Annotated in this window: 11 protein-coding genes and 2 pseudogenes; 8 read left to right on the top strand and 5 right to left on the bottom strand. The window is 44.7% G+C overall.

Annotated elements, in window-relative coordinates:
- Nucleotides 1-96, top strand: a pseudogene (locus tag QZ918_RS08465) (IS5/IS1182 family transposase); the annotation flags it as partial.
- 270 nt (nucleotides 97-366) lie between these two features.
- A pseudogene (locus tag QZ918_RS08460) lies at nucleotides 367-755 on the top strand (ISKra4 family transposase); the annotation flags it as partial.
- Nucleotides 756-1,002: 247 nt separating this feature from the next.
- Here QZ918_RS08460 and QZ918_RS08455 read toward each other — a convergent pair.
- Both QZ918_RS08455 and QZ918_RS08450 read right to left on the bottom strand, forming a co-directional pair.
- Nucleotides 1,003-3,030: a bifunctional serine/threonine-protein kinase/formylglycine-generating enzyme family protein gene (locus QZ918_RS08455; protein ID WP_293333436.1), complete on the bottom strand. Its 2,028-nt coding sequence runs from the start codon at nucleotides 3,028-3,030 to the stop codon at nucleotides 1,003-1,005.
- A 99-nt stretch (nucleotides 3,031-3,129) separates the two neighbouring features.
- Nucleotides 3,130-3,267: a hypothetical protein gene (locus tag QZ918_RS08450; protein ID WP_293333433.1), complete on the bottom strand. Its 138-nt coding sequence runs from the start codon at nucleotides 3,265-3,267 to the stop codon at nucleotides 3,130-3,132.
- A 929-nt stretch (nucleotides 3,268-4,196) separates the two neighbouring features.
- On the opposite strand from QZ918_RS08450, the gene QZ918_RS08445 reads away from it, so the two are divergent.
- The 6 genes from QZ918_RS08445 to QZ918_RS33070 all read left to right on the top strand — a co-directional run bounded on the left by QZ918_RS08445 (nucleotide 4,197) and on the right by QZ918_RS33070 (nucleotide 9,075).
- The gene (locus tag QZ918_RS08445; protein WP_293333430.1) at nucleotides 4,197-5,009 is read left to right on the top strand and encodes an RNA polymerase sigma factor; all 813 of its coding nucleotides are present in this window, start codon (nucleotides 4,197-4,199) and stop codon (nucleotides 5,007-5,009) included.
- Entirely contained in the window at nucleotides 4,949-6,613 is a 1,665-nt protein-coding gene (locus QZ918_RS08440) for a tetratricopeptide repeat protein (RefSeq protein ID WP_293333427.1), read from the top strand. The genes QZ918_RS08445 and QZ918_RS08440 overlap by 61 nt, the downstream gene beginning before the upstream one ends.
- Before the next feature lie 328 nt (nucleotides 6,614-6,941).
- On the top strand, nucleotides 6,942-7,508 hold the full coding sequence (locus QZ918_RS08435; RefSeq protein ID WP_293333424.1) for a hypothetical protein: 567 nt from the start codon (nucleotides 6,942-6,944) through the stop codon (nucleotides 7,506-7,508).
- A gap of 174 nt (nucleotides 7,509-7,682) precedes the next feature.
- Nucleotides 7,683-7,919, top strand: a complete 237-nt coding sequence (locus QZ918_RS08430) for a hypothetical protein (RefSeq protein WP_293333421.1) — start codon at nucleotides 7,683-7,685, stop codon at nucleotides 7,917-7,919.
- Between the two features lie 431 nt (nucleotides 7,920-8,350).
- Nucleotides 8,351-8,644 carry a hypothetical protein gene (locus QZ918_RS08425; RefSeq protein ID WP_293333418.1) on the top strand — a complete coding sequence of 98 codons (294 nt, stop codon included), beginning with the start codon at nucleotides 8,351-8,353 and terminating at the stop codon, nucleotides 8,642-8,644.
- 269 nt (nucleotides 8,645-8,913) lie between these two features.
- Entirely contained in the window at nucleotides 8,914-9,075 is a 162-nt protein-coding gene (locus tag QZ918_RS33070) for a choice-of-anchor Q domain-containing protein (RefSeq protein WP_367275284.1), read from the top strand.
- 581 nt (nucleotides 9,076-9,656) lie between these two features.
- Here QZ918_RS33070 and QZ918_RS08420 read toward each other — a convergent pair.
- The 3 genes from QZ918_RS08420 to QZ918_RS08410 form a co-directional block, all read right to left on the bottom strand.
- Complete coding sequence (locus QZ918_RS08420) at nucleotides 9,657-10,067, bottom strand: hypothetical protein (protein ID WP_293333415.1); 411 nt, start codon at nucleotides 10,065-10,067, stop codon at nucleotides 9,657-9,659.
- A 91-nt stretch (nucleotides 10,068-10,158) separates the two neighbouring features.
- Nucleotides 10,159-10,719, bottom strand: coding sequence for a DM13 domain-containing protein (locus tag QZ918_RS08415; RefSeq protein WP_293333412.1), 561 nt, complete (start codon nucleotides 10,717-10,719; stop codon nucleotides 10,159-10,161).
- A gap of 22 nt (nucleotides 10,720-10,741) precedes the next feature.
- Nucleotides 10,742-11,788, bottom strand: a complete 1,047-nt coding sequence (locus QZ918_RS08410) for a DMT family transporter (RefSeq protein WP_293333409.1) — start codon at nucleotides 11,786-11,788, stop codon at nucleotides 10,742-10,744.
- Nucleotides 11,789-11,814 lie beyond the last annotated feature (26 nt).

Here is an 11,814-nt window from a genome sequence, read left to right as displayed (position 1 = left end):
TCGTCGAGATATCGAAATCGAAGAAGACGCTTCGGATTGAGATTTAATTTGATTGCTGGCATTTATAATTATGAACTTTCTTTGAAGACAAATTAGCGCTCGCCTGAGACTTTCGCAAGAGGTCTATACTACCAGTTGTGATGGTAGAGCACGATGCCGTTTTTCTCTTGATTTTGTTTTTAGGATAGCCTTTTCTATTTCTGTTGATGGAATCGCTATCTCTATTGCTTTGAATATCTCGCTACTTTTGAGTTTGGGAGATTATAATAATAATTTTTTGTACGGCATTATACTTGATTTACTTTTTTGTACCTCATACCTAGTATACTACTTGTTCGACCTTAAGTAAACCGTATTGAGTTAAATCCTGGTAAAACCCGACGTGAAATTTTAGACTGGTATCATTTAATGGAAAATTTATATAAAGTGGGAGGGTCATTAAAATCTTTAGCCAAAGCCAAGGAATTTTTGTGTGCCGGAAGGGTAGAACCTACCCTAAATTTATTTAAAAATTGTCGCATAAAAACCGCCAAAAACTTTTGTAAGTATCTAGAAAAGCATCGCTCTCCAATGGTTAATTATGAGCAATTATCATCAGACAAGATCTGTTCCATTGGCTCGGGAGCGGTGGAATCGGCTGTCAAACAAATAGATAGAAGGTTGAAAATCTCCGGAGCTCAATGGTTGAAAAAAAATGTCATAACAAGATGCTAAAACTTCGTTGTGCTGGACTACACGATCTCTTGGCTATTTGAGGCTTTTTCAAAACCGGGATGCTCCCAATAGATGAATAGATGTTTGCTTGACGGGGCATTTTAACTGTTAGTTTAACATACCAAGTAAGGAAGAACCTAATATTATAAAGAGCGCTGAAGCGCAACTACGTACCTAATTTGTCTGACGAGAATAAAACCGCCCTGCTTATTAAGGGGGGGTTAGGGGGATCAGATTCGGGAGCAGCCTGATAAAAAATTGATATAACAACTAACAACTGACTACAAATCAAACCACAGGAACAACCACTCGAAAACCCACAATACTAGCCTTACAATCAGGCTGATATCTGAGGCGGCACGCGCTGCGACAATTCGGAGGATGATCGTTCCAAGAACCCCCCCGCAACAACCTCAGCGAAAAGTCGCCGCCCGACTCCCAAACACTGCCATCAACAGGCGCACCGTTGTAATTATTGTGCCAAGCATCCGCGCACCATTCCCACACATTTCCGTGCAAATCATACAATCCGAAAGCATTGGGTTTAAAACTACCAACATCTGTAGTTTGAAAGCGATAAACTCCCTTCGGCGCGTCAGCGTAATTAGAATTTCCGTTGTAATTTGCTAACTCGCTAGTAATCGTTTCCCCAAAGTGAAACGGCCCCGAAGTTTCCCCCCGACAAGCATATTCCCATTGGGCCTCGCTAGGCAAGCGATAATGCTTACCAGTTTTGCGAGAAAGTCTAGCACAAAACTCCATCGCTTCATACCAAGATATATTTTCTATCGGTCGATTTACACCTTTAAAACGGGCAGCATCGGGATTGAGATATATTTTTATTTCCGGTAGCGCTGCAACCGCTGCCCACTGTGCCTGAGTGACTGGAAATTTGCCAATATAAAAAGGTGCTAAAGTTACTGAGTGCTGCGGTTTTTCGTCGCTGTCACCCCGATCTTTTGGGGTACCCATCAGAAAAGTACCGCCAGGAACAGATACCATTTCCATGACTGTACTGCGGCCGAGATGTTCTTCAAAAAAATGTGTTTTGCCACTTTTAACATCAGTTTTCTGCCCGCGATTGTCTACTGTCACCACCTGAAATTCAAAACTGCTTTTGACAGCAGAAATCTTTGGTGTTCCCTGGTTGTGAGGCGGATTTGTGTGAGATTTTACCCTTGAATTCACAGAGATATTGCTATTGACTTGCGGGCTGTGATTGAGCGGGGTATTGATAGCAAGTTTTCCTCCCTCGGTTAGATAAGCATTGAGGGGAGGTAGGGCTGCCTTGGTCTGAGAAGAATTTAAAGCAAGTTGTCCCGCCTTGACAAAATGGGGTTGCGGAGGTAAAGAATAGAGATTTAAAGCTTTAATAACTTCATCAGCAGATTGATATCTATTTTTGAGATAATCTTGAATTAATTTATCTAAAATTGTCGCCAACTCGCTGCTGATTTTTGTACCTGCGGGCAACCTTTCTCTCCAAATCCAGCCGCCATTTATCGGATCGTAAAGGTCATCGGAACCGTCAGCTTTTGGCAAACATTGAGTTAGCAGCCTCAGGCAAGTTATCCCCAAACTGTACAAATCGCTTCCGGGGAAAACTTGACCTCGCATTTGTTCCACCGGCGAATATCCGGGGGTTCCTACCGTCGTACCTACTTGGCTCATCAGCGAGCCAGTCACTTGTTTTGAAACGCCGAAATCAATTAAAACTAACTCTCGCCGTGCTCCCCTGCGAAAAGCGGAATTGCTAAAATTTGCCGCATTTAGAGATGGATTGGGGGAGGTGCGGCGGCGGATGATATTCTCAAGTTTGATGTCTCGGTGAATGACATTGCGATCGTGCACAAATTTCAGAATCGGCAAAATATCTGCCAGCAACTGCCAAATTTTTTCTTCGCTAAAAACTCCCTGCTGAGTTAATTCAGCCAGTAAATTTTGCCCCTCAATCAATTCTTGTACTAAATAAAGTCGCTTGTCTTGTTCAAAATAAGCAATTAATCGAGGAATTTGGGGATGTTCGCCGAGTTCGTAAAGTCGTTTCGCTTCTTGCTTAAACAGTTCTGTAGCCTTTTCAAGTGCTGATGTTCCCTGAACTTGGGGCATAAACTGCTTGATCACGCAGGGATCGTCCATGCGATCGATATCTACCGCTTCATAAGTTCTGCCAAATCCCCCCTCCCCCAACAGTCGAATCACGCGGTAGCGGTTCCTGAATAGAGGCGTGAGGTCGGCCTGGCCGCAACTTTGACAAAATTTAGATTTGTCGGGATTGAAAGGATTAGAGCACCTTGGATTCGAGCAGTAGAACATATCCTTGGGGAAGAAATGATCCGGTTTAAGGTTATGATATACCTTTTATGTGTTTCTGCCTCGTCATATCAATTAATTTTCGCAACCCACTCACTGGTGCTATTCATCGTCGCATTGCCCGATCGACTTATCTAAATCCCTGTATTTCTCAAAAACAGTGTTTAGCCGATCGACTTCCGCAGCATCAAGTATCAAATTAAACACTCTATAATTATCTGCCATAATTAGTCGCGCCACAGGTAATTATGCCTCCCGGTGCGCCTTGGTTGTTGGCACATATAGCGGATCTAGCTCTCATATTCGCGGACGTTGTTGGGATGCGAGCCCTCTTTGTCTGGGAGGTTATATAAGCTGTCTGTCATACCTCATCTTTTTGAGAAAGGCTATAAGTCAATGCTGACAGCAAACAAACCTCGCAAAATTTCCTTGTATGGCAAGGACTATGTGATGTGGAAAGATGCTTGCTGCCGAAAGCATCCATGCCTTGCCCAACGCCTGTCCGCACATGGGAGCAATGCTGTCGGAAGGTTAGTTGATGCAATAGTCCGGACAGTTTTCAATGACCAACGGTAGAATGGGGGTTCTGGGTTCCAGGCTCTGTGAAATATTAACGGTAGAATGAGGCTTTGGGTCGCTGCTCAAAAAACTGTCCGGAGTATTGTTAATGCAGTTTAGATGTTTGACAGCTTACATATGATGTTCGTATTCAAATTTTAACTTGACAAATGTAAAATTTATTTATACTATTATACAAGTATTTCAATACCGTAAAAGCGGCTAAATCGAGTCGCACTGACCCAACTACCGAACTTTTGGTTTTTGCGGCCAGATTGACACGGGGAAAATTTTTCGACTAAAGTTAAACTTCCGCTAGGATTAAATTCCATGCTAATGCGCCGAGCGAACGCCCGCAAAATATTAAATTGGTTCTATAGTTATGGCTTTGGGAAAGTGCAGAAAAAGAAACAACCCCAAGGTTTTGGGTGATTTTACATTGGGTTTCACGCAACAGTTTATCCGAGACTGGTTGCAAGTCGGTTTGAGTAAAAGAGTTGTGCGAGTTTTACGAATATTGAAGGTATTTCGCTAGATCCAGGTGCTAAGCAGCTTCGACGGAACAATTCCAAGATTACTTGAAACTTACAGCCAGAGTTTAGGTATTAGAAATGAAATTAGGTTCTCAATTATCTAGCATTTCAAAGCAGTCGGATCGCTCGTCAGATACAAGCACAAATTTTTGGCAACAATGGAACCAGCACCGAGATTATCTTTACCGTTGCTGTTTGAAGTGGATGGACGGAAACGCGACTAATGCCGAAGAGGTACTCAGTCGAGCGATGCTCAAAGCCTTCGAGAAAAGTCAAGATTCTACTTGTGTCATCACTAACTTTAAAGCTTGGTTGACCCGACTGACTTATAACCTCTGTATGGATATACATCGAGAAAATAAGAGGTTGGGCGATAGGGTTGAGAGTTTGGAAGTAATAATTGAAAAAGGGGAGGAGGGACTGGTTTCTCTCTCCCATAGTCCTGAAACTGTCGCTTTACGCCGCGAATTAGCAATGATAATCCAACGCGCTATTGAGGATTTGCCCCCCAAACTGAGCGAACCTTTTATCCTACACTTCATTGCGGAAAAATCCTATCTTGAAATAGTACAAAAGCTAGGTTTATCCTACGAAAACCTTCGCAAACGTATTTCACAAGCGCGAAAAATTCTGCAAAAGCGTTTGACAAGATATTTGTCAGGGTTGGACAATTCTCTGTTAAATTCCTCCGAGTCACCGGACAAAAAGGGCTCTCCCGGGGTGGAAAGTTTTCACTCAGATGAAATAATCACGATTTACCAAAAAATAGCTCCATTCCCCCAACAAAAGGGGCGCTTTGATTGTTCTCTTAATTATCAAGTAAGCGCAATATGTCTGGAAACAATTTTTCCTACTTGGTACCAGTCACCCACTCCTCTGGGGTGGATTTGAATGTTCACCTAATCTTAGAAGAAAAGGTAACGAGACAAGAGCAGAAGCTGAACACATTAAGTCAGTATGTGGAGCAGTATCCCTATGGCTGGAAGAAACGCTTGGAATTAGCTAATCTCCTGTCAGTAATGGGTGACTGGGAGCGGGCGGTTGAGGAGTATCGCCAAATCATTCAGCGGCAACCTCAATTAATAGATGTGTGGTTGAAATTGGGGAAAGTCTTGCAGCTAATGGGTAGGGAAGCTGAGGCGATCGCAGTTTATCAGAGTGCCTTACCATTATGCGACAATGAAGGGATAGAACAATATATCAACGGCGCGATCGCAATTTGTCGAGATGACAGTAAAAAAGCCATCACTGCGTTGGAAACAGCGACTAACCTACAACCAGACAACGCAGCTTACTGGCTGGTTTTGGGACAATTGCAGATGGGGAGAGAGAATCTTGTTGGGGCTTTAGGAGCCTTTGAGATGATTTTGTCACTCAACTCAGATGATATTGTCGCCTTAATTCATAGCTATGATGCGCTAAGGGCGGTGGGGAATCTTCAGGAAGCACAGCGACGGTTGAATAAATTGACAGTCTTAGCTGCTGATGATTTCCGGGTACTTCAACGACAGTTGAATGAGCGTTGCGCGATGAGATTGGTATCTGGGAAGGAGGGGAAGGAGACGAAAAAGATGATTACCTCTGCTCTGCGACAGTATCCTCATGGGGCTGAGGCTCACAAATCTCTGGCATATTATCACATTTTCCGAGGAGATTGGAAGGAAGGTTTGGAGGTGTTAGCAGAGTTTACCGCACGACACCCGAATCATCCTCATGGTTGGTATTACTATGGGCGCTGCTTGTTTGAGACGGGGGAATATCAGAGGGCGGCGGAAATGATGCTAAAAGCTTATCATCTGTATCCTGATGAGTGTGAAATTTATCGGGCTTTGTGTGAGATTTTGCCTCTTGTGAAAATGACCTCTCTTCCTCTAACTTTCCCCTTAAAAAAGGGGGGCGGCGGAACTCTCAAAACAGGAGAGGGGAATAACATAACCCTTGCTTCCATAGTGGAAGAAATGCTTGAGCGTTTTCCTCAACGCTGGAGTGTTTGGGCGATCGCGGGGCGAGTGTTGGTGGAATGCTTTAAAGAGGTTGAAAGGGGGTGTCTGGTTTCGGAAAAAGGGACGAAACTACAGCCTCAGTTAGCTGATGCTTGGTTTTGTCATGGAAGGGTGTTGGCTTTGGCTCTTAAACATCAGGAAGCGGTGGAGGCGTTGGAGAAAGGATGGCATATTTTACCAGCAGGGGGTTATCTGCAATCAGTACCTGCTGCGGTTTGGCTGGGGGAGAGTTACCGAGTGCTGGGGGATGTTGGGGCTAGTAAGCGATCGTGGGAAGCGGCTTGTGAGGGATGTCAGGAATTGAGGGCGTTTAATCCGACTATGGCGGATTACTGGCTGGGGAGAAGTTTGGTGGGGTTGGGGGATAGGTTGGGAGCGATAAAAGCTTATGAAAGTGCTTTGAGTCAGCAGTTGTTGTATCCGGCTCGTGGGGAAGTTGAGAAGAGTTTGAAGAGGTTGAAAGGTAAGGGGAGGAAGGGTTCTGGGGGTTGAGGGTGGATTTTTGGGGAGAAAATTTGCCTGTAACTCGAAAAATTCACAAATTGGGGTTGGGAAACGTCTTTGTAATGACATATGAAACTATCGGGACTTAGACAAAAACTAGCCGATAAAAAAACTCAAAGGTATATGCACAGAGGCTTTGACATCGTTTTGCCTGGTTTCTTGATATATCTGGGTTTCAGGCGTTTTTTGGTATTTGGTGTATTTCCCTTACCCTGCAAGGATTTGAGGCTTATTTTGTCCTAAAAAATGTTCAAGTCCCGCTATTAGGACCACACCTTGAAAGGGCTGGTCCTAACTATAATCAAGGAGAAAAAGAATGAAAGAGCTAAATTTAGAGAAAATAAATACGTATATCAGACAGAACGGCAAATGGATGGTGGCAGTGGTCATGATTGTTATGATTGCGATGTTGAACCTACAAGGTGATGCACTAGCGATAACTTATACTAATAACAGGACAGGTTCATTTGACAGATCTAATAGTGCCATTAAAAAATGTGTTCTGAATGAATATTTACCGATCAAAGTTGCTACTTACATGGGGGTACCTCTAAAAAATGTTAACGATAACACAATAGTTAGAGTTAACCAACCATACAACAATAGTGAGGGAGAGCTAAATAACCCGTGTAATGTAAAAGGGTTGAGAATTGATTTACAGCGCCCTCAAACAATTAATAATAGGATTTATGCTACATGGCAAGTTCAATACGGAACCGGACAAGGAAGCAACGGAGGGGCTTATGCAGGTGCTTTAATGCTTACTAACACAAATTTCATCTTGGCTCAATTCAGGCAAGCGCTAGAAGGAAGCTTTAATATAAATAGTTATTGTCGAATGGACCCAGAACCACCGAACGCAGTGGTTAATAATTGCAGGTAGTCCTATAAAAGTAGTGATGAGAGTTGGTGTAACCCACTCTGTATAAGGAGAAGAAAGGTAAAAATCACTATTTGTTTACCACTACCTAATTGCACTGTTAATCAATGGTGATCAGTTCATTTGCAGAAAGAATGTGAGAAAGCGAGCCCAACAAAAAGCGATCTCTTTTTGTTTATGGGAATGCGATGGTGGGAAGTAGCTTGTGAGGGAAGTCAGGAATTGAGGGCATTGAACCCGGCTGCGGCTGATTACTGGTTAGCGAGAGCCTTGGTGGGGTTAGGGGATAGGTTGGGAGCCATACAGGCTTATGAAAGTGCTTTGAGTCAGCAGTTGTTGTATCCGAATCGTGGGGAGCTTGAGAAGAGTTTGAAGAGGTTGAAAGGTAAGTGGAGGAAGGGTTTGGGGGGTTGAGGGTGGATTTTGGGGGAGAAAATTTGCCCGTAACTCGAAAAATTCATAAATTGGGGTTGGGAAACGTCTAATAGATGTGGGAAGGAAAAACCACAATTCAAACGAAACAGTATGGAGGTCGCTGAATGACAGTTGCCAAAGAAGATCGGATCGGGACGAGCCCGCTCGAGTTCACATATGGGATATGGTCGCCAACGTTATACCTTCCACCAGACCAGACGTCAGGAGCAAGCTGGTCCATAACAGAAACAGAAGGAAGGATCGCAGGCATCGGTGCGGAAGTATCAGGAGCGGGAGCATGGGTGAGGTTAACTGGCCGCGTTAATTTTCGGCTCCGTATGCTCAAAAGTTCAACAACTTACCAGTCGATGAAATCGCGATTCAATATATCGGGAGGAGTAAACGGATGGTTTAAATGGTTAAGGACAGGGGTGAATGCACAGTATCACCGAGAAGAAGTGAGGCAGGTGCTAGACGAACTCCACAAGAGTGTAGAAATTGATGGTTTTTTTCTACCCGACATGTTTGTGAGTGGCATTTATCCTAATGTCCGAGTTTTTGCGCGGGCGTTCATGTTGCTGATGCTTGTGGAGGATCGCACGGGAAGTGGCATGAGGTTCCCCGTTATCGGAGATGACGATCCCCGAGGAGATAGTGGGGGGGTGAACAATGACACGGGAAATCGTCTCCCCGACAGGGACAATAATACGGGATTAGAGTTTTAAAAGCGCTCGTGACTGTCTTACTGATGCAATGGGCGTGGACGCCGATGGCTTACGCCCTAGAGGTGAGGAACCTAGTTGACGAAACGTCCCCCACTTTAATTGAGCCACTGAATTTGGTCAGAGTACCGATGTATCAGGTTCATTTACCAGTAAGGGCTACAACCTGATTGGCAACAGCACGAATAGTACCGGATTTGGCACTAAAGGAGACATTGTTGGTACAATTGACAACCCGATTGACCCCCTTCTGGGTTCATTGAGTAACAACGGTGGCCCCCACCCACACAATACCTCTTCTCCCTGGTAGCCGAGCTATTCGTGCTGCTGACCCAAATATACTGCCCACAGACCCCAAAACTGACCAACGAGGTTTACCTCGTCGTGCTGCCGATGGTAGTGCTGATATTGGGGCATTTCAACGAACTCTTTAGGTTGGACTCAAGTAGTTGAGCGATTGTGACAACCCATGAGTCAAAGCAGAAAGACCAATCAAGACAACGACAAAGAAAAGAGGAGAGAGTTGAATGTCGGGTAAAATTGTACTCGAGGTATTAAAGCCGAGTGGGAGCGTAAAGAATAGTTATGAGGCGACAAAGACGACCCACGCGGAAGGAGTGATTTTAAATGATCCAAAAAATCAAACAGGAAATTTAATCCTAAGAATGAACGCATGGCCATGTACAGATAAGGGACATGATTGTCACAAGGCGTTAACCGATTCATCGCGCAACAGGTCTATAACGTTGACAGTGACGGACGACATTGGTGGGTACGCAGCAAATCACGGATTCCCTTTTAACACCACTGGTCAAATCGTGTACAACAACCGCGCGGTCACAATCACACGAAATCCCAATTGACACACCACAGGAATTAGTGCGATCGCTTTTTTTGTCGGAAGATGGCGATTGCCTTTGATTTACGGTAGCGCGATCGCCTTTTTTACGGGAGTGCGATCGCTTTTTATGGGAGTGCGATCGCTTTTTTGGGGAGAAGGGCGATCGCTTTTTATTTACAGGAGTGCGATCGCTTTTTGGGGATGTAGGAAGTGCGATGGCAACGCCCGCCAGAGGCATCGCCTTTTTTGTAGGGAGAAGGGCGATCGCCTTTTTTGTAGGGAGAAGGGCGATCGCAGGACGAGTCTTAGTCGAATGCTTTCAGGAGATTGAACGGGGATGCCAGGTTTCTGAACAGGGGACGCAACTACAGCGTCCCATCGGTCATTCGTTCCGGCGCAACATACGCGACCCACCAGCCCGCCGTCATCGTCGGTAATCCAGATGTCTTGGCTGTTGGTTTCGCCGCCAAAGTGGTCTGCCAGCATTAGCGCGAGTTCTTCGGTTTCGTGCGGCCCGAACAGCCCAGTGGCCTCAGCCAAGGCGATTAATGCAGTTGTGTCATCGGGCGCGATCGGGCGAATCATAGCAAACTCCGTGGGATGGTAATTTTGAAATATTGGGTATTGCGATCGAGTTTTGGAAACTACAATACCCAGGCTTATTTCCCCAGAGCGGTCAGAGCCTTGCGGAACTCAATCTCTGAAGTCTAGCAGCACCAAAGGTGGCATTGAACTTACGGCACCAAATTGCCACCGAAGCAAAATCTTCTGAGTTGATGCTGGCAGGAATCACATAGCTTTGAGCACCGCTGTATGATTTGAGTGGTGCGATGAACACATAGTCACCCTGCTTGATGGGATAGGCTGGGGGAACTGTCGAGCCAATGACATCGGGCGATTTGTGTAAAATCACGACCAAATCAGGACCAGACGTTGAGGTTTGAAATGCTCGATCGAGTTCCAGAATGCGCTGATTCCCTTTCTGAACAATGCGGGCAGTGCCTTTGGTGGGGTGTTCGCCATCGACAAAAGTGCCAGAAGTTAGAACTTTTGTCGCTTTAGCCGTTGTGGGTGATGTCGCTGGCCCAGTTGGAGGGGAAGCTGCCACAGGCGTTGGCATTGTTTCAGAAGTACCGGATGACGCAATAGCAGTTCGATCGCCAGCGGTTTTGATGCAGCCGATCGCAATTGTTGACACAAAGGTAATACTAGCAAAGTTGAAATAGCGGCGTTTCATAAAAAGCTTCCTCCTTAAAACATTAAACTCCCCGGAAACCGATCGCCGTTGACATTGCCTCGCGAGAACTGGGGTTAACTAATTCTCGATTTATTTTAGCCTGATTTAGGTTGCCAACAAAACCCAATATCATTCCGACTAACAATAAACTTCCCCCTAAATATTGAGCTAAAGTAGGAGCTTCCCCTAAAATCAAATATCCCATTATTATAGCTGCAATTGGGTTCAATAAACTGGCTAAATTCAGTTCCGTGGAAGTCGCATTTTTTAAACCCGCCAACCAACATAATTGACCCATGACGACAATAACCGCCGCATAAACTATCATCCATTGCCACAGAAAAGGAGATAACACTTCGGCAAAGTGGTTTGGCCCGTAAAGAAGATTAGCCAATAGGAAAAAAATCACCGTCCCCAGAATATTGCGATAAATCGTAAAAATTCCCAAGGGAATCGATTGTAATTGCAGTTTACCAACGACAGTAGCAAAGGAACCAATGATCGCAGCGATCGCCACACAAATTTCTCCGGTGCCAATTTGAAATCCAGCCATCGTCATCATCGGCCCTGAAGTACCTAAAAAAGCAGTCACTATCACCCCAGCCAAGGAAATCAGAGACCCTGCAATTGACCACGAATTGACCCGCGAACCCAACAACCAAACACCCAACACCAGGGTTAAAATTGGTTCGATACGCCCGATTAACACGATATTAGTAATATTTGTCTGTCCGAGGGCTTGAAAAATTAACGCTGGAGCGATCGCCCCCGATAAAATACCTGTAATAGTTAAACTAATCCAATCTTTACGAGTCAGAGCTTTCAGAGTCTGCGGTTGCCAATCTTGATGAAAAATTAGAGTCATTAACCCCAAAGCACAGATATTACCCACAAATAAAACATTGCACAGTGAGATAGGATTTCTGCCATCGATCGCATGATCTTGTCCAATTTCCACGATTTTACGAGTGACAGAATTAGAAGCAGCAAAAATCAAAACAGCTATGCCAAGATACATCTGGGCAGGAACTTGAATTAAAATCTTATGTATTTTATTGGCAACTTTCATGCACGGCCTCATGAATCTGATTTTTT

The sequence above is a fragment of the Microcoleus sp. CAWBG58 genome, from assembly GCF_020883045.1.
Lineage (GTDB): Bacteria > Cyanobacteriota > Cyanobacteriia > Cyanobacteriales > Microcoleaceae > Microcoleus.
The sequence above is the reverse complement of the archived record's forward strand: the minus strand, read 5'-3'. Positions and strand labels throughout refer to the sequence as shown.